General features: G+C 35.7%; 22 protein-coding genes. 1 reads left to right on the forward strand and 21 read right to left on the reverse strand.

The annotated features are described in order from the left end of the window. The 13 genes from NiCM35_RS07485 to NiCM35_RS07545 form a co-directional block, all read right to left on the reverse strand. On the reverse strand, positions 1-1,737 hold a 1,737-nt coding region (locus tag NiCM35_RS07485), incomplete at its 3' end, for a phage tail spike protein (RefSeq protein ID WP_433779071.1). Positions 1,738-1,773: 36 nt separating this feature from the next. Next, positions 1,774-2,487, reverse strand: a complete 714-nt coding sequence (locus NiCM35_RS07490; protein WP_433779073.1) for a distal tail protein Dit — start codon at positions 2,485-2,487, stop codon at positions 1,774-1,776. After that, positions 2,484-5,897: a tape measure protein gene (locus NiCM35_RS07495; protein ID WP_433779074.1), complete on the reverse strand. Its 3,414-nt coding sequence runs from the start codon at positions 5,895-5,897 to the stop codon at positions 2,484-2,486. Before NiCM35_RS07495 ends, NiCM35_RS07490 begins: the two co-directional genes overlap by 4 nt. Continuing rightward, entirely contained in the window at positions 5,898-6,536 is a 639-nt protein-coding gene (locus NiCM35_RS07500; protein ID WP_433779076.1) for a Gp15 family bacteriophage protein, read from the reverse strand. 13 nt (positions 6,537-6,549) lie between these two features. Then, positions 6,550-6,933, reverse strand: a complete 384-nt coding sequence (locus NiCM35_RS07505; RefSeq protein WP_336044888.1) for a DUF6673 family protein — start codon at positions 6,931-6,933, stop codon at positions 6,550-6,552. 14 nt (positions 6,934-6,947) lie between these two features. Then, positions 6,948-7,400: a phage tail tube protein gene (locus tag NiCM35_RS07510; protein WP_336044889.1), complete on the reverse strand. Its 453-nt coding sequence runs from the start codon at positions 7,398-7,400 to the stop codon at positions 6,948-6,950. A 2-nt stretch (positions 7,401-7,402) separates the two neighbouring features. Then, complete coding sequence (locus tag NiCM35_RS07515; RefSeq protein WP_061801159.1) at positions 7,403-7,795, reverse strand: hypothetical protein; 393 nt, start codon at positions 7,793-7,795, stop codon at positions 7,403-7,405. Next, positions 7,792-8,142 (reverse strand): minor capsid protein, encoded by a 351-nt coding sequence (locus tag NiCM35_RS07520; RefSeq protein WP_433779078.1) that lies wholly within the window; start codon positions 8,140-8,142, stop codon positions 7,792-7,794. Before NiCM35_RS07520 ends, NiCM35_RS07515 begins: the two co-directional genes overlap by 4 nt. Next, positions 8,139-8,480, reverse strand: a complete 342-nt coding sequence (locus NiCM35_RS07525; protein WP_433779079.1) for a putative minor capsid protein — start codon at positions 8,478-8,480, stop codon at positions 8,139-8,141. The genes NiCM35_RS07520 and NiCM35_RS07525 overlap by 4 nt, the downstream gene beginning before the upstream one ends. Next, the gene (locus NiCM35_RS07530; protein WP_433779081.1) at positions 8,473-8,871 is read right to left on the reverse strand and encodes a head-tail connector protein; all 399 of its coding nucleotides are present in this window, start codon (positions 8,869-8,871) and stop codon (positions 8,473-8,475) included. The genes NiCM35_RS07525 and NiCM35_RS07530 overlap by 8 nt, the downstream gene beginning before the upstream one ends. A 2-nt stretch (positions 8,872-8,873) precedes the next feature. Beyond that, on the reverse strand, positions 8,874-9,170 hold the full coding sequence (locus NiCM35_RS07535) for a hypothetical protein (protein ID WP_433779082.1): 297 nt from the start codon (positions 9,168-9,170) through the stop codon (positions 8,874-8,876). A gap of 34 nt (positions 9,171-9,204) precedes the next feature. Further along, positions 9,205-10,110 (reverse strand): capsid protein, encoded by a 906-nt coding sequence (locus NiCM35_RS07540; RefSeq protein ID WP_433779084.1) that lies wholly within the window; start codon positions 10,108-10,110, stop codon positions 9,205-9,207. Positions 10,111-10,129: 19 nt separating this feature from the next. Then, complete coding sequence (locus NiCM35_RS07545) at positions 10,130-10,792, reverse strand: hypothetical protein (protein WP_433779086.1); 663 nt, start codon at positions 10,790-10,792, stop codon at positions 10,130-10,132. A 196-nt stretch (positions 10,793-10,988) separates the two neighbouring features. On the opposite strand from NiCM35_RS07545, the gene NiCM35_RS07550 reads away from it, so the two are divergent. Then, positions 10,989-11,168 (forward strand): DUF8096 family protein, encoded by a 180-nt coding sequence (locus NiCM35_RS07550; RefSeq protein ID WP_433779087.1) that lies wholly within the window; start codon positions 10,989-10,991, stop codon positions 11,166-11,168. A 24-nt stretch (positions 11,169-11,192) separates the two neighbouring features. Here the strand turns inward: NiCM35_RS07550 and NiCM35_RS07555 are convergent, their stop codons facing one another. The 8 genes from NiCM35_RS07555 to NiCM35_RS07590 form a co-directional block, all read right to left on the reverse strand. Next, positions 11,193-12,290, reverse strand: a complete 1,098-nt coding sequence (locus NiCM35_RS07555) for a phage minor capsid protein (protein WP_433779089.1) — start codon at positions 12,288-12,290, stop codon at positions 11,193-11,195. Next, positions 12,287-13,777 carry a phage portal protein gene (locus NiCM35_RS07560; protein ID WP_433779091.1) on the reverse strand — a complete coding sequence of 497 codons (1,491 nt, stop codon included), beginning with the start codon at positions 13,775-13,777 and terminating at the stop codon, positions 12,287-12,289. The genes NiCM35_RS07555 and NiCM35_RS07560 overlap by 4 nt, the downstream gene beginning before the upstream one ends. Before the next feature lie 14 nt (positions 13,778-13,791). Further along, positions 13,792-15,087 carry a PBSX family phage terminase large subunit gene (locus NiCM35_RS07565; protein ID WP_433779092.1) on the reverse strand — a complete coding sequence of 432 codons (1,296 nt, stop codon included), beginning with the start codon at positions 15,085-15,087 and terminating at the stop codon, positions 13,792-13,794. Beyond that, positions 15,074-15,991, reverse strand: coding sequence for a terminase small subunit (locus tag NiCM35_RS07570; protein ID WP_433779094.1), 918 nt, complete (start codon positions 15,989-15,991; stop codon positions 15,074-15,076). Before NiCM35_RS07570 ends, NiCM35_RS07565 begins: the two co-directional genes overlap by 14 nt. A gap of 60 nt (positions 15,992-16,051) precedes the next feature. After that, positions 16,052-16,411: a DUF2513 domain-containing protein gene (locus NiCM35_RS07575; RefSeq protein ID WP_433779096.1), complete on the reverse strand. Its 360-nt coding sequence runs from the start codon at positions 16,409-16,411 to the stop codon at positions 16,052-16,054. 17 nt (positions 16,412-16,428) lie between these two features. Then, on the reverse strand, positions 16,429-16,665 hold the full coding sequence (locus tag NiCM35_RS07580) for a YjcQ family protein (protein ID WP_433779098.1): 237 nt from the start codon (positions 16,663-16,665) through the stop codon (positions 16,429-16,431). A gap of 168 nt (positions 16,666-16,833) precedes the next feature. After that, the gene (locus NiCM35_RS07585) at positions 16,834-17,580 is read right to left on the reverse strand and encodes a DUF4145 domain-containing protein (RefSeq protein ID WP_433779100.1); all 747 of its coding nucleotides are present in this window, start codon (positions 17,578-17,580) and stop codon (positions 16,834-16,836) included. Between the two features lie 116 nt (positions 17,581-17,696). Next, the gene (locus NiCM35_RS07590) at positions 17,697-18,404 is read right to left on the reverse strand and encodes a DUF4145 domain-containing protein (RefSeq protein ID WP_433779102.1); all 708 of its coding nucleotides are present in this window, start codon (positions 18,402-18,404) and stop codon (positions 17,697-17,699) included. Positions 18,405-18,421: the final 17 nt, after the last annotated feature.

The following is an 18,421-nucleotide window of genomic DNA, read 5'->3' on the forward strand; positions in this document are numbered from 1 at the left end:
TCCAGCTGCTTTAAGACTTGCGGCATTATCGTTTATCTTTGCTAATAGGTCATCGGCTCGGCTGTTTACGCTAGCAAAATCATCTATTATTTGTGACTCTAATTCACTAGCTTTATTAATAGCATTTGTTGCGCTTTGTTTCGCTGTATTAGCAACATTAACTGCATCAGCAGCTATACCATTAACCGCGTCTGCTTTATCGAATGCTTCTTGTGCTATATCAAAAGATTCTTGTGCTTCAACGATAGCCTTTTGGGCATTTTCGGTTGCTTCATTAGCTCTGTTAAAAGCATCCTCTGCTCGTTCTGACGCTTCTGCTGCTTCTTGTTTTGCTGTGTTGACATCTATATCCACGATAAGCTGCCATTGTTCTCCATTCCATCGATACGTTTGTGTATACTCTCCATCGATTACCTTAAACCATAAATCGCCTTCTATGAACTCTCCGACTGGCTCTACTGCACTGTAATAGTTTTTATTTTTCCCATTAGCTGAGTCGATTACTTTAGTAGCTTTATCCCAAATGCCAGAGCGATCATTGATTTTGCGTTCTAGCTGGTCAATACGATTATCTATCTCCGTGTCATATAAATTAATAAACTGTCCAAGTTCGACTTTTCCACTGTTATCTGGATCCGCAACATCATACTCAAACGAAATTACCCTTTCTTCTGCTTCAATTGGTTTGGCAAAAGAACGATCTATAGCTACTGTAATATCCCCTAAGCGAACTTTCTCATGTTCATATCCCGTAAGTTCTTCCATTAAAAAAACATCCATTTCATAATTATCGAGTGGATGCTTCTGTTCTTGAAGTGCGTTCCAGGTTTCTAATAATAATTGGGCTGGGTCTTCCTGTTCACTGGATTCGAAAATTCCGAATCGATGGCGAAAAGTACCGTCTTTATTTGGACGGCCATGAATACTTAAAGCTTCCGGATCACCAACCCACTCCTGTCCTTTCGGCTTGTCAACTGGATCTCCTTTAGCTTTTTTCCATTCTACATCGGCAAAAGAAATTTTCCGAGAATATCCACCAGTTGCATTGCCGTCCCCATCTTCTAATTCAAGTGAAGCACCACGGCCATAGAGAGCCGTTTTGGGATAGGATTGTACTTGGTGACGGATACTTAGGATATCTTTATCCATTTCCCAACGCTTACCTGTGTTCGTTCCACGCATGGTTAAAACATCAATATATCTGCCTACAATTCTATTACCCTGTATTTCCACTCTATCGCGGATTTCTCCACCCCAAGTGTTAACGATATTCTCTATCGCTTCTGTTACACTTATATAATAAAAGTTTGTAGAGTTTAATCCAAAGCTATCACTGGTTTGTCCGACTTGCCATCGTACTCCGTTTAATGCTCTCGCAAGCGCATCTCGTAAAGTTGTATTAAACGGTCTTACATCTGTGATAATCTCGTCATTTAGCTCAAGCATAGCAGGCTCACAAATGGCGTGTATCTCTGGTCCATATTCTCCATTGATGCGCTCTGGTTCTTTTATGACAAAAAGCCGAAATGCGCCATCTTTATCCATAAATGCAACTTGGTTTTCAGCAATGATGTATTTGGAGTCTTCATGCGTTCCATCCGCCATAAACTCATATGTTGAGCCTTGATTGATCGCCTCTTTAAAAGGAGCATCCCAAAATGCACATGCTTCTTCGGCTTCATTTGATAAAACAGCAAGCAAATTGTCTGCAGGATCAAATATTAATAAATTGGACATAGGTTTCCTCCTTTCTTTGATATTTATTTCATCATACTATAACCATCTCGGGGTATAGGTTATAGTTGTGGTAGCGACACTAGAAGGCGTAACCGTCAATTTGTTTTCTCCTGGTCTCAATTCAAACCAGTTACTGCTAAAATCTAAACTTGTCATTCTTACAGTATAATTAATCGTGATTTTCCGTTTCTTAAAATCAACCACTAACTTATCACCTGCAACAAATGCCCATATTACTCTAACAAACTTTCCATCTTCATTCTGGACACGAAATTCATTAGCTGCAGAAGTAAATTCGACATTAAAAATCGGTGTACATGGTGCAGATCCCTCGTTAAAGATGGTTGTCGAAGCTGTCATTTTTTCTTGGCCATATTTTAATGGATCAGGACAAAGAAAAGGTAGGGTTCCCCTACCTCTAAAAACAATCTCATCCCATTCAGGATTTCCATTCATTAAACCATAATAAGTTTTGTCTGGTTCATCAGAAAAAATAATCGGTGATGGTTCTGTAACATATAAAACACTATTTAAGGCATCTATTATTTTTCTCGTTTGACTTAATCCCCTACTTGGCAACACAAAATCAACAGGTATCTGTCTTTCTATTAATCTTCTCTTTAAAAAATAACTACCTGGGGAATTGGGTTTAGATTGGCCGATAACTTCTTGATGAATAGGACCTCTTCCCCCAACTTGTCTGACTTTAATAGGGAGAATATGTCCATTAAAAGTAATATTAAAACTCAATATGAAACACCCCCATTAAAATTTCTTTTATCTCTTTTTTTGTTATTACTTTGTTGAGATGAAATATATTCAATCAATCCTCTAGCTTGATATCCTGCAATATTTATCACAGCTTCAACCTTCTGAGCAATGTTTGATTTAGTGTCAGAATTAGAAGAATTATTAACCGTAGCACTTCTAACACGATTTCTTGCAGATAATTGATTGTTTAGCCCAATACCGTTAATACCTACAGCACCTTCTGCAGTAAACTTAGGAATAGATAGCATATTCTTCATCGATTTTTCAACTCTGGATGCATCTGCATCTATTCCGACAGCTACACCCGCAGGAATCCATTTACCGATTTCATCTCTCATAACTCTAGATGGAGAGTGTATACCTAGAACGCTGGAAGCCCAATCTGTAATTTTTCCACCAAGTGAGCTAATTTTATCCTTAACCCATCCAAATCCATTTCCTATTCCTTCTACAATACCTGAGACTATATCCTCACCGATTGAAACCATCTTAGAAATGGTGCTAGTTATACCATCAACAACTTTTCCTGTTATTTCTTTTCCTTTGTCCTTGATTTTTGAAAGCTTATCACCTATCGCTTTTGCTAATTTTATAATCAAGTCTGCTCCTGCTTTTAGCAAAGTACCTATAATACTTAAGATTCCTTGCACAAGCATCTTTAAAATTCTTACTCCTGCAGAAAGAATTTGTGGTAAATTCTTTATTATTGCACCGGCTAAAGTAATGATTAATTTTAAGGCACAGGCAATTAATGCTGGTATCAGCTGAACAATTCCTTGAATAAGAGCATTTAGAATTTTTATACCAGCTGAAATGATCTGCGGCAAAGCTTTTATCAAAGCAGTAGCAAGAGTAATAATTAAAGTGAGCGCAGTTTCGATAAGCATAGGAAGAATTGAAATAATTCCATCAATTAGGGCCATCAGTAATTCAATTCCAGCCTCTAAAATTTGTGGTAAATTGTTTAGAAGAGCTGTTGCTAAAGATATTATAATCGTTAGGGCTGCTGTAAGTAAGGCAGGTAAAGCAGCAATTAATCCGCCAATTAGCGCATTCAAAATTTCAACTCCAACTGATAAGAGTGTTGGCAAGTTATCGATCAAAATACCGAGTAAAGAAGTGATAATTAAAATTGCTGTATTGATAACCTCAGGAAGTACAGTTAAAATACCTTCCAGTAAATTAGTAAGAATTGTTATTCCAACACTAATGATTGTTGGCAAATATTGAGCGATTGTATCCACAAGAAAAGTCACTATGGAAATAATTGCATTAATCATAATCGGCAAATATTGAACTATTCCATTTGCTATTGCTGTGATGATTTGGAGACCAGTTTGAATAATCATTGGTAGATAAGTTGTTATCGCTTCATTAAGCATGTTCATTAATTGTCCTGCGACAGAAACCAATTTTGGAATGCTTTGAGTAATCCCTTCCATCAACTTAACAATTAAATCGGCTCCGATTTTGATAAATTGTGGAATTAAGACTAGTGCTGTATCTAGGATTCCCATAAGCATTTTACCAATATCTTTTAAAGCATTATTTATTCCTTCCGCTGAAAAACCTCCCATTTTAAGGAGTGTAGCAGCGAACGTGATAGCTAAAGAAATTACTAATCCGAGTGGGCCAGTTACTCCTATAAATCCTAAGGCTAATCGACTTAAGAAAGGCACAAGAGTTAATAAAACGTTCGTAATATTTTCAAAAGATAGTTTCAAAGCATTTAAAACTGCTTGTCCGACAGCACTGTTTGCTAGATAATTAAAGAATGTCGAAATTGCATTTCCAGCAATAGTCATTCCTGTAGCAATTGAATTTATTGCTTTTACACCAACAGATCCTAACCATGCAAACCCAGCAATTAGTTTATCTGCTGACCAACTACCGAATGCTTGGAGTGCTGGCATTATCGAAATTAAGGCGGTTTTTATACCATCTATTGATTTTGAATACATGTCAGTAATAAATGCCCACGTTTTCTGAACAGCATTTCTAAATGTTTCATTCGTCTTATATAGAGTAACCAGCATAACAGCTAAACCAGCCAATGCTGCTACAATGGCCACAACTGGATGTGCATTTATTGTAAATAACAAACTTGCAATAGCTGTACGCAAACCAAAAACAGCCTTAGTCAATCCCATATAAGCACTAAATATTGCAAGAGCAGTTACTACTCCTAATAACGCTGGAGATAGTAATTTCAAAGCGTCTACCATTCCTCTTAAACCATTCGCAAACGTTTCACTACCCGTTACACGAGCTACAGCTTTAAAAGCATTTGTTAGACCTTTTAAGGCATTGATAATATCGCCTTTTAATACGTCTGCAACGTTGGCCATTATTTTAACAATCGCAGTTCTCATATTACCGAATGAACCAGAAATTGTGTCTCCTGCTGTTTTGGCTAATCCAGCCATAGCAGCAGTACTTCCTGCTACGCCATCTGTTCCATGCTGGATACCTTCAACAAGCATATCGATTGCTTCGTTTGATTCCAACAAACCTTTAGATGTGTCTTTCTTAATATCAGCTACTGATTGGTTGGTTTGATTAGCGAGCATTTGCCATGCTGGTATCCCAGCATCTACTAATCTATTAATATCATCTGCATAAACCGTCCCAGCTGATTGCATGGAAGCTATAGCGCTTGTAATTTGGTCTATAGATTGAGCGCCATCACCAACTCCATAGGCAGCATCTGCGATGGACTTGAAAACAGGTTTTACCTTTTCAGCTTTCATCCCTGCAGCCACCATTTTCTTTGCTCCAAGGGCAACATCATTTAACGCTATTGGTGTACCGTCAATTGCATCTACAAGGTCGTTCATGACTAGCTTTGCATCTTCTGCAGACCCTGTAAGGACTGTTAATGATTTAGTTGCAGTATCTATCGTATCTACACGACTTATAGCCCGCCCCATTAAATTCATGGCTCCGGTTATTCCAGTTATTGTTGCTGCCATTTTCAGCATGCTTTTAATTGGACTTTCTACAGTACGATCTAAAGATGAGAATTCTTGTCTCATGCGACTGATTGAGTTGCTTGCTGCAGTTCTCATACGACTGAACGCATTCGAAAAACCGCTTGTCATCCGAGAAGTTATACCTCTAGTTGCTGATTGCAATCCAGTAAACATCGAACGAAAGGGATTAGATCGGGTAAATGTATTACGGATTGAGTTGGCTGCAGCGGAAAAAGTATCACTAATGCTAGTTCGTATTTGTCCTAGACTAGTACGTATTTGTCTCATGTTATTACGAAAAGTTTGTGGAAAGTTACTTCCTACACGGTTAAAGTCACGGTCTATATCTCGTATCTGACCAGATACGTCTGAATCATCAAGGGATATCTCAATAACAACTGATCCATCTGCTGCCATCTACTCACCCCTCTCAGCCATCTTTTGTTTGATGTAAGCTTGCTTCTCCGCCAAATCCATTGCCTCAAACTCAATTTCTTCTTGGGATTTCTTTAATGCATATAATTTTTTAAGTTGCATAAGATTGCTTTTCTCTTCAGCAGTCATGTGTTTATTTGGCTTACGTTGTCTAATATCAATAACCCGCTTAAACATCGTGTCATCACTTAAAGAAGCTAACAGTGCATTAAACTTAAACCAATGCATCTTCCCTTGTTGATCGATCAAGTCAATTTGATAATCATATAAAAAAGACGCATAGATATACTGTGCGTCTTCTTCTAGGCTATATAGTTTTTTGTCATCCTCGTCTTCATCAATAACATTACCGGCAAGATCTCTTTTAACCTCTTGCTTTTTCCCTTGAAGTATAACTGTTTCCATAATTAATGTATAAAGTTCCACCATTTGTTCATCTTCAAGTTCATGTGGCTGGGTTAATAACAAATCCATTACCACATCTACTTTAAACAAGTCATCAATATTTTCATCTTTTAGCACATCAAACACTAAAAGGACATTATCAAAAGCTAAATTCAATTTGTAAGTAACGCCATTATAGTCAATTGAGTTCTGTAATTTTCGAGCAAGGGAAAACATTGCCCTCACCTACTTACTTTTTTAGATTTGCTACATAATTATCTTTTTGTTCTCGTCTTGTACGTTTTTCGTACTCGGCCATTACACCATTTGCAACATCGATAAAACTATTAGACAACAAAGTTACATCTGGATACTTGTTGTAAATCTTATCAAAAGCACCTTCCCCGAATAGCGGATCATAGATGCTTTTTAATATAGATTTGGTTTCTTCAATCGCTTTTGTAAATGACTCTTTATCTTTTACTTCACCGATATCTGTATTTCGATTTTCAAATTCTTCGATTAATCCCATTAACTTCTGTTTACCAGCATCTGAGATATCTACATTAAAATCAAACTCCCCAAATCTGACGGGGATAATGGATTGGTTACTTAAATTAATATTAATAGACATATGTTACCTCCTAATTATTCTTCTGTTGTTTGTGTTCCTGTTTCACTAGGCTTTGTATCAGTTGGAAGACCTTTAAACGTAACTGTAAATTCAAAGGTTGCACGAGCATTCGCATCACCACCATGAGGAGTGATATCTTGTAATGTTGCAGGACCTTCAATTACACGTCCATCCGGCTCTGTTACTTGAAAATACACTTCTCTACCTTGACCAAGCGTAAATAATTTGTTTCGAATCAATTCTTGTGCAGGATCATCAGCGTATTTACGGTTACCACTGAATGCATAAGAAGAAGTTAATCCAGTAGTTTCTGTTTCTGTTCCGCCTGCTCCATCATAATAGCTGTATTCTTCCGTAGATTCCTCATTTGATGGATCAACAGTAGAGATACCTGCAGCTAATGGTAATAGTTCTTCTTTTGTTTCACCGATTTTATAGGTAGTCAAATAGTTTAAATGAAATGGCATTGTTAATCCCCCTTGTAAACTAGTAAATTTGCGCTTAGTTGCGCTGTGAAAATGTAATACTTATCATCCTTCATAAGAAGGTTTGGGCTTGTTTGTATGTCTATTCCTTCAAATTCGTAGGAGTTATTTTCACTAGGTATAGACTTTCTAGCCTTTAAAAAATCAACAATCAATTGGCATGTATTATAAGCAACTAATTGTTGATCGTGCTTTGTGCTGATTTGGAAAGCATATCCTTGGCTATATGATCCATCCATGTAGTATTGATAAGTTCTCGAAGGTAAAGTTGTTACAGCAATACTATTACCTGTACCAAGGATTGGAGATAATACTGTTGAGTAATACTTTTGGGCATCTAATAAATAAACTAATCTTTCTAAAAAATCCATTGTCATAGGTTATCTTCCATTTCTTTTTGTGCAAGTCTAGTCCAGTCATCTCCATATGCTGCTTTAGCACGTTCATGCCATAGACCACCCGCTTTTGGATTCTTATCCAAAGAAAAGTTATATTGCGGGTTATAGTATAGATTTCTTGCGTATGGGGTTGACCATTGCAATATTCCTTGCCCAATAATAGAACCACGTATTGAGGAATCACGTAAATTCCATGTATCTGCTGGAATGAATTCGTTATCGTCTTTTAAAATCTGATTATCCAGTGCGTATTGGGTTCTTTGTTTTGCTCTTGATATTTGTCTAGCTATACCGTTTAAATTAGTTCGAATTCTGACCCTACTCATATCAAATTCACCTCATAATGGTGTGGTATATCTGGATCTAATGCATATAAGCTATCGCATTGAATAACTCGATAATCCTTTTCTTTAAATCTAACCTTGGACTTTTCTTTCAAAGGCTTAAAATTTGGTGTGTTCACCGCGTCTAAAAAGATAACTCCAAGCGTTTGGACTTCTTCTCCATTACCATCCCTTCGTAACTTACTGGATGGTTGCACCAATACAAAAGAGATGGTCTCAACTGGTGAAAATTCTTCACCAAACGAGCCATCTCTTACAAATTCCTCATATTCTATTGTGTGAATCAATAACTTTTTAGGAATTGGTTTAACTTTAGCCATTTACATCAATCCCATTATAGAGTAACCCTGTTGGTTTTAAATAGCTTATAACTGCAGGAGACGTACGTAATTGCTCTCTTGTTAACCTAGTAGGGTTTTGCCCTTCGGAATAGTTAAACTTTCCAATAGTGACGCTGGAAATGTCTGAATCACCATGTTCTACTCCTTCACCTTGCAGAATCATGTATTCCACTTGTGCAGCAGTAGCTTTTTTTACTTGTTCTTTAAAGAATGCGTTTAATTTATCGAATGGGAAGGCTTGTTTTAACTTATATCCTGTTATTCCATCAACAATTTCGCTTCCTCTTTCTGATAATCTATTGAAAGTTACTTCGTCCACTTCTGCCCCTTTATAGACATCTTCATAATACCGCTTATCAATGTAAGCCATGATTATTCACCAGCTTTTTCTTCTAAAGCCTTCTTTAATTTTGTGTTTTCTGTTTTTAATATTCTGATTTCCTTTTTCGCCTCTTCTAATTCTTTGGCAGCACCATCACTTTTTAATGATTCTAATTCCTCAACAACTTTATTATACTCAGCTAAAGACACTGATTTGCCACCAGTAGCTTTTTTTACTATCTTTCCCTCTTTATTAATCTGATCAAATCCTTGCACTAAATAACTTTCTAACCGTGTATCTTCAATATTTAACACTTTATTGTTTTTTCTTACTGTTACTTGTCCCATTAGATTACCTCCAATTAATTAAGTAACAAGAGCGTTAAGCCCCTGTTCCTGCCTCTGTAACGTGGATTTTAACACCAGGTACTTTCTTTTCGAATAAGAACACATCCCAATACTTACGCTCGAAGTAGTAGTACTTACCACCAGTTGTTGCACTTGGTGCTGCAAGGTCCACGAAATCATATTTTTGTGGTGTGATAATAGCTGATGGATGAATTAAAATCATATTAATTTGTCCTGCACCAGTAGCTGGGACCGCACCACTTGTAAAGTTATAAGCTGTCTTCATTCGAGAAGTTGGAACAGAAATAATTGTAACCTCATCTAATGAACGAAGATTTCTATTAGCATCATTTGCTGCTGATCCTTTAATGTCCATGTTACGTTGGATTTTTTCAGCGTTTTTCAATAACGTTTTTACTGGAGAAGTAACGTATAGTTTACGACCTTCTTGTGGTACTTCCGCTTCATCCATGTCTTCCATCATTTGATCAAAAACAGTGAGAATGTTATCTACTGTTAATTCTTCTGTTAGAGCCTGTCCTCCATAGTTTGTATACTCACTATAAAGTTTAGATGCTAAGTACTTATCCATTTCTGGGATTTTTTGCTCTGTGTTAAATACTCTTGTGATATTAGCGATAGATAAAACTGTGTTTGTTTCATCTACGTCTTGTGGATCTACAAACATTGGGAATTCACGATCATGTGCTAATGTCTTAGGTTCCCAATCATTATCTGCACGACGTGCAAAATTGCTAGCTACATCTCTATCAACATCAATAAAACCACCTACTGTGATTCTTGGAATTTGAATCGTTTTAGCACCTGTCCATTTAATGTTTTGGTTATTTGGTGTTTCATATAAATCTCGGAAGTAAAGACCTCCAAAGTATGCTTGTTGTACAGCTTGTTGGTATTGTTCAGCGTAATTTACTGGCATTCATATCACTCCATTTAATTTATTGTTTTTTAACTCCAAATGCTTCTAACCAAGCATCCATTTCAGATGATGGTTGTTTTTCATGCTTTCCAAGAGAGAAAGATGGCTTAGGCTCATCTACTTTCTCTTGTTTCTGCGCAAAATGAGGATACTTCTCAACTACCTTTGCAATAGCAGCATCCATGTCTAAATCATCACTTACCATTGTTTTAGCAAGCGTAACTACATCTTCGACCGATTCAGCAAGGACACCAGCTTTCATAGCACTAATTTGTGCTTTCAAAATAGCATTCTCATTGCTTGTATTTGAGTAGTTAGCCTCTAGCTCTTTTAATCTCTCTGCTTGCTTTTCCGCTTCAGTCTTTTGTGACTCTTGCCATTCTTTGAACTTGGTAAGCCCCTCTTTAGCATTGTTAAAATCCTCGACCCCAAGTTGCTTTAAAAGCTTTTCTTGTGCCTTCTTCGCTTCCTTTGCAACAAGGTTATTTACATCTTCTTGTGTAAATGTCTTTGATGGTGGTTCAGGATCCGCTGTCTTTGGTTCGGTTGGTGGTGTCGGTTCAGCAGGAGGAATAGGTTCTCCTGGTGGTGTTGGTTCTGGGTCCGCAAATGTTTGTAAATTTAATCTCAATAACTTCCCTTCAAGATTAGCTGCTTGATCAGCTTTATTTAAAAAACACATATTAATAACCTCCCGTATGGGTAATAATCTTCTGTTTGATTTATAGCGTCCACTACAGATAAAAGGACAAAGAAAAAAGCCATCAAATTTTAGATGACTTCCCAATAACTTTTCCAAGATTCATAAATTCTCCCTTTTAGTACTTAGTTGTTGTATAATAAATCAGTTATTAAAAAAATAGATCTAGGTGATTGCTATGTCAGACGAGAATAACTACAAAGGTTACGACACATCAATAATTTATGACTACAAAGAATATCCAGATGTGCAGGCAGGAATCTGCGATAACTGCGGTAATGCTCAATTCAAAAGTTCAGTTAAAAATTACGTCTTTCTAAGAGAATGTCGTAAATGTGGTATGAAGAAAACTATATGACCCATATTCGGGTCTATTTTTGTTTTATATAGCTAATTGCTCTCGGTTACGTCTTCTTGTTCTTCCTGTTTCATTTATGAACTGACGCATATTCTCTTGTCTAGCTCTCACAAGTTGTTTAGCTGCTTTTATCCCCACTTCATCTCCCATTACACCCATGATATTTAAATCACGTTTTGCATATCGAATCTGTCTTTCTAGGTATCTCTGTTTTTGCGATAGTTTGTAAGATATATCATTTTGCTCATCGTTTATTTGTACTGGTCTTTTAATTGATACACCTTCAATAAACGGATATTTTACATGACCACAATTAATGCCAAATAAACCAGCTATTTCTCCATAGCTAGTTTCACTAAACGGTGGATATTTTGTGCTTTTTCCACTTCTAGAATATATCTTCCCTTGGTATGGGGCACACCGTGGTCTTGCGCCCATATGTGCTGATACTTCTATTAAATCCACACCATATTCATCCATACGATTATCTTGCATAGTATTAGCAACATTATTACTTAACGATCTAGTGACAGTACTTACATATGCTTCTGTTGACCATTGTTTCCCAGCTTTATCTATTAATGCTGGTATGCCTTTCTCAGACCACTCATGCACAGTTTCTCTAAGTGCCTGTTGAGGTGTTATGGTGCCAGTTAATACTTTCCCTACTGTCTTGTTTAAAGTATCAATATAGATTTGTTGCGATTGGTCTAACATCGTTGTATTTATTAAGTTAAATGTATTCATAGCTTGTTGCTGATAACTTAATAATATCGGATGTAGATTAGTTTGTGGTTCTGTTTGTGGCATGACAAGAAAACCTTGTCTTACCGCTTCTTGCAAATCTTTATCTACTCCATTTACTGCATAAAAACCAACTTCTTGAAGTAGCTTAGTAATTTCATCGATTGCTAGACCGCTATATTTAGCAATAGTGATAATATTTTCTTGGAACAAAGAACCAACTTCTAATAAATTGGCCACTTCCCAAGCTTGAATATCATCCAGCAAATGTTTATTCTTTTTCAGCCGCTTAGCAAGATTAATTAAGAGTTGCTCTTCAATAGCTAAATAAACATCTATTGTGGGTTGCGCTAATTTTTGATTTAAACTTGGATTCATTCTGCATCAGCTCTACTCATACCAAAGAAGTCAATCGCTTCTGCTGTAGCTGTTTGATTCTCCTCTGCTATTTCTTGTATTAGTTGCTCTGCTTCTTCTTCGGTTAATCCATGCAGCTTCATGATTGCTCGCTTCCGAGAATTAAGCTTATTAGTGACAAGTTGTATCTGTTTAGCAATTTCAGCATTCTGATCCTCAGCAATAGAATCATCAAAAGTTACTGTTACTTCCCATCCATCTGCTGGCCTATTAAACAGGTTATATAATTCGGCTAACTGTACAATAACCTCAATCAATTCCGTTATTCCAGCTTCAAGAATATTTTCATGAGATTGCTTCGATTTAAATGTCTTACTGTTTTCACTTACAACCTCTGTTGCAGTTTTGACACTTTTTCCATCGAAGTTAAATGTGCCACCACTAAATCCAGTTTGCATGGATAATAAATCTAAGAGTGCGTTTATTGCTGCTATATGTTCTTCCGCTCTAATTTCTACGGTATTGTCATGAATTTTATTAGCATCCATATCACCGAAGTCCATTGCTTGGTATGCTTCATCATCAGCATCGAAATAGCGTTGAGCATTACCATTTTCATCGATTACTACTTTAACTGCAGATGCAGGAACAAGGATTCTTCTTTTTCCAAGCCTAAATTCACGTTGAAAGGAATCAAATGCAATATCGATGGAATGAAGCGTATCAAGTGCGTTAGCAAACAACGGTATTCCTAAAGGGCTTGTCATGTCAATGTTATTAGCAAGGTTTGGCTTAAAATAAACAAAGCACGAGCGCTTTAAATTTTCTATCCTTACCTCTTCTGCCAAATCAGGGAATAAAGTCGCTAAAGGTACTTTCTTGCCAACCTCACCAGAGTTCTTATCAGATACAAAAAGTTCGTTTTTAATGATGTACACTTTTTTATCCCATAAGTGCCACTCTAAGTGAGTATATTTCTTGTCTCCTTTACGGATTTCATTCAAGAACACAGCTTCATGAATACCTTTGTTATCCCAACTAACAGGGATAAAGCAATCGGCAGTTACATAGGAAAGCTTTATTTGGTCATTTTCTACATATGGTTTAATAACCATCCCGCCAATAGCAAATTGAAACTCTAGATAATCTTGAAAGGTTTTAACGAACTTGTTTTCCTTCATGATCTCTTTAATTTCTTTTGACAATCCTTCATCTGAGATATTGATTTCACATCGTTCATTAAAGATTAGAGAAGCCATTTCTTGCGATACCACTTTAGGCATATTCAAGGATGCCATACGACGTTTTTTTGGTCCATTAACTGTTTGATAAGTTAAGTCATGCCAGTCGCTAAAATAGCCTTGGTAAAGTGCTTTCCATTGTTCGATTAACTTGTAAAACTGGTCATCTACTGGAATGTTTTTGATATCAGATAATTGTTTTACTGTTTTCACTATCCCCATTTTCTGCAACACCCCCTTTACTTTGCTTATAAGTGATTTAAACATTTAATCACCGCCTACTAAAATTTAAGTCCTAGCTTTTTCAAATTGTCGTTAACAAAGTACTGGAATCCATCACAAGTATGGTCATCTACTTTAATAACTTTTGGATCATCTGTCTTTTTAGACTCAGCATCCCATTGATACTTTTTGTGCTCTTCGATAAATATCTTGTTGTTATCTGTGTCCAAATAAAAAAACCTACCCTGCGCGAGTAAGTCTTGTACGTTATCAATCATATCGATTTTCTTTTTCTTAGCAACCGGATTTAACCGAAGGTGATAATCTTTGTATATTTGGTTTCTTAATGCTCCTTCTGCGCTATCAATGGTCATTTTATCGATAGGACGATGATATTCTTTTCGAATCTTATCAAGCCATTCTTTATAATCCTTTGATAGTTCACTTGGTGCTTTCTTTTCCACTTTGTTATCTGGACTGTAATACCAGGTATCTAACAAAATAACGTTTCTCCGCTTAGTAAAACCAAAAGCTAAGTGAGTTGTAGCAGATACTTGGTGCCCTGTATCGGATGCTGTACTAATCATTAAGATATCATCATTAGTTGGTAATTCGCTTAACTTGTTGAAATGGTTCATGTTGTATACCATTTCACCTAAGCCTATTACTTCTCCGTTGTACATCCAGCGCCAGTAATCATAATCATTTTCTTTGTACTTCTCGATTTTCCTAATCATCTGGGCAGAAAGGAAACCTTTTGTATCATCAAGATATGTTGAATGATGGATGAAATAATCATCATCAGAAGACTTTCCATCTAACCATTCATTTATCCAACTATATGGATTTCTAGGCGGGTTATAAGAGAAATAAACCTTTACCTCTTTCCCTTCAATCTCTTGACGGATGAATGTATCTTCTACAATGTCTATATCTTCAACACCAGCAAATTCTGCGGCTTCTTCAAACCACAATGCCATTACATAGCCTTTAGCAATCTTTGCTGACTTTAGTTTCATTGGATCATCACAGCCATAGAAGTAAAAGGCTGTATTTGTTGCCTTATGTTTTATCATTAATGGACTCTTACCAAAGTAAAATTCCTCTTCTACTTTAAGCATATAAATGGCCCATTTTATTTGTTCGTAAATAGAAGTTGATAAGTACTTACCGACTTTTCTTAAACATACAACATTGCCCAATGGATCATTTAAAAAATCTGTAACCAGCTTTAAGCTAATTACAGACGATTTCATAGAAGAACGTCCGCCTTTAGCAATTATATGAGATTGTTTAGCCAACCATAAGGAGTAGAAGTTCTTATTGACGAGATCGGTTATCTTAATTAGATTCATCTTCTAAAACCTTCCTCATCTCATCTTCGTTGGTTACGATAACCGTTTTAGATGAATCGATATCATCAATCTTCGTTTCCAGTCTGATTTTCTCAATCTCTGCTTTAATCTTTTCTTCTTGTAATTTGGACTTCTGATGTTCAGGTAATGTCTCGAAGTATTTAAGCAGCTTATCTAGCGCCCACTTTCTATCTTCAAGCTTAATAGACACTCCGTCTTTACCTTGCTTCACTTCTGTTATTAAGGTTCCATCTACAACATTAGAATGCTTGAAATCAACGAAATTAACTTCTTGCGTTATCGGATTATCATTGTCATCTGTTAAAGGACCGAAAGCTCCGATAACAGGCTCTTCTCTTTGACCAAAAGTAAGGAAGTCTGTTATATCAGAGAATGCTATTTTGATTATCTTATTCAAGACATCTACACCCTCTATAAACAGCTCATTGGCCATAGATTGCTTTATTCGTTTGATTTCTTCTCTAACTCTAACATTTGATAACAAGCGTGGACCTTGCACATGAGCAGTTGCTGGAGAGTACCCTGCATTGATTGCTGACTGCGTTGCATTAAATGATCTAACATAATACAAACAAAAAAGACCTTGTTTAAAGGTCAATCCACTATCGTCTATGAAATTGTCAATTGATAAATCTTCGGTTAGCTCTTCTGTCGTAGTAGGCTGTTTTACCTTTTGTTGTACAACATTCTTTTTTTTACTCTTTTTTTGTTGTACAACATTATCTTTGTTATCCTGTCCCCATTTATCACGTGATTTCCAGACAGCTACTTTTTTCTCGTCTATATCGAGTTGATTAGCTATCTCTCTGTTTGTTATTTCTCCATTATGCTCTTTCCACAAGTTATATGCTTTATCTCTGTTTGGATCTCTTGCTCTCGCCATATTACATTCACCTGCCACCTCCGTATTTTAAGATAAAGAAATAGCACTCTTTTATGAGTGCTATTCTAAACCAAACAATGATTTTAGCTGCATTTTCGCTACATCTATTACCATGTCTAATGGGATATTAGATACTTCAATACCTTTTTTTCTGATTGTTTCTTTTGTCTTATTCCAAATACCCTCATCCGATATCGCATCTAGATAGTCGTTACCAATCCATGTTAATTCAGGGACATTTAATAGGGACATTCCACCTTTAAATTTACTTTCTTTGTAGTTAATCAATCCTGCTTGTCTCATAATTTCAAGATGGTAGATGTATTCTTTATCCTCGAGTGAGTTTGCAAAACTGGTTCTTCCCTCACCATTCGAAAACTCAAATAACATCGTTCTAACTTTTTCCATATCTCGCTTCATAACTTTATTCTCCAAAATTAAAAAGTTTTATTGCTGTTGTAATAGTTTTCACCTTTTTCAGTAAGGTGGGTAACGCCTTTTGTAATCCAGGGTCTATTATCAGCATAAAAAACCCCGCCTATATAGCCTTCTCTTTTTAGAAAGTTTACAGCATCATCAAAGTCATTTTCACTAACCCCTAATATTTTTTCGTCCACCTCAGATTTGCTCTCTATTTCTTCTAATATCTTTATTCTTAATTCAATCTTATTCATTTTATCATCTCCTCTTATTCTTTGATTCGACAAAAGGAGATGTTTTCCTGCGTTTTATTATTTCTAAACCAGATATTAATACTACAAGTAAAGTTTCTACTCTTTAGTTAATCATATAGGTTTACTTAATATCTAGTTTACAGATAACAAAAAACATCCCGAAGGATGTTATAGGTTCTGACTAATTTTATCATACTTTTTCAGTTCAAATATATTGTTAAATGTTTGTTCAACTATTTCCAAACTCGATAATATCAATCTTCTTTTCGGAACATTTAATTCATGAACTGTCTGATTACCAATCTTTCTAATGATATGTAGTATGGAAGTTTGTCCCTCAGTTAAAACTCCCTTTTCAATCAATCCATTAATTCTTCCATTAAGACTTTCACTACGTATTACAGTGCCGTCATTTTTCACTTTAATCTTTTTACTTGTTTCATCTATAACATAACCATCTATTATTCCCAAATGATTACATATCCCTTCAGTAATCATTCTTAATCCAGCAGCAGCTAAAAGATAATATTTTAATTCAAAATTAGCAACCACTTGCTTATATAGAGTTTCAAGTAATTCAGGTAAATGCTGAAACTCAACTAATTTATAGTCATCTTGTTTTTTGTTAACTACTGGCTCAGGTGGATATACTTTTATATCATCAAAATCTACATTAATAAAGGAATCACTCTGCTCCTCATACACTGAAAAATGCATAGTACTATCATCGTAATCCTTTATGAATGCAATAGTATCACATCCTAGACATTGAGAAATTATATAATTTTCTGACCAAAAATAACCTGCTTCGTCATCTCCACCACTAATTTCATAGTCATGAATAATCCCATGATTTGTTTTATTATTGCATCTTCTACAATAAACCTTTTCTCTAAACTTCTTTAAACTTTCCATACTTACCTCCTTAATATCTTCAGAATAAGATTCGACAAAAGGAGATATTTTCCTGCACGATAGTTTTTTTAAATCAGTAATGTTTAATACCCAATTGGTAATAAGTAAGCACAGTCTTAGTTATTTTCATCCTCAAAGGTTACCATAACTTGAGGTTTCTTATTAGGCTTATTACTAATCCGATTTTGAATATTTTCTATTTGTAATGGTAAATTGTAAACATAATCCAAAATAATCTTAGTAAAATCAATTAATGAAGGAATTAAGTCGCCCCAATCTTCTTTTTCATCCGCGTGCGCTGCCGCATTCCCAATTTTTCTTAACACAGTAGCCATTTCGTTTAAAATAGGAGGTAATATCCCTTTACTTGATAAAAAAGATAGCATTGAGTATAAATCTCTTCCTTCAGCCTTTTTATCTTTACACATTGTTTCTAATGTTCTACGAATAGCTATAGCGCAGATTGAGCTATCTATTAATCTAACTTTTAAGGCAGCTTCATAGGCACTTAATACATTTTCAGGAACATTACTTACATCAGAAGTACGATAAGGATATAAAATTTTCTCATCAACAATCATTTCTCCGTTATGATCAGCGTCTTCACTATTCGAACTTTTCTGTTTTAAGGTTACGTTATTACATACTTGGCAAAGAAATAATTCCCATTTGTCTTTAAAACTAATTACATATTTAAAATTACTTCCCAAAACATTATTAGTGATTTTTTCTTCTTTTAAGTCTTCATAGGTAGCTATTAGTTTCATTACAGTTTTATTACCACAATGATAACAAGTAAGTACCTCTTCAGCCTTTCTCAACATAATAAATCTCCTTAAAT

This window comes from Niallia sp. M35 (assembly GCF_050971705.1).
GTDB classification, from domain to species: Bacteria; Bacillota; Bacilli; order Bacillales; family Cytobacillaceae; genus Niallia; species Niallia circulans_A.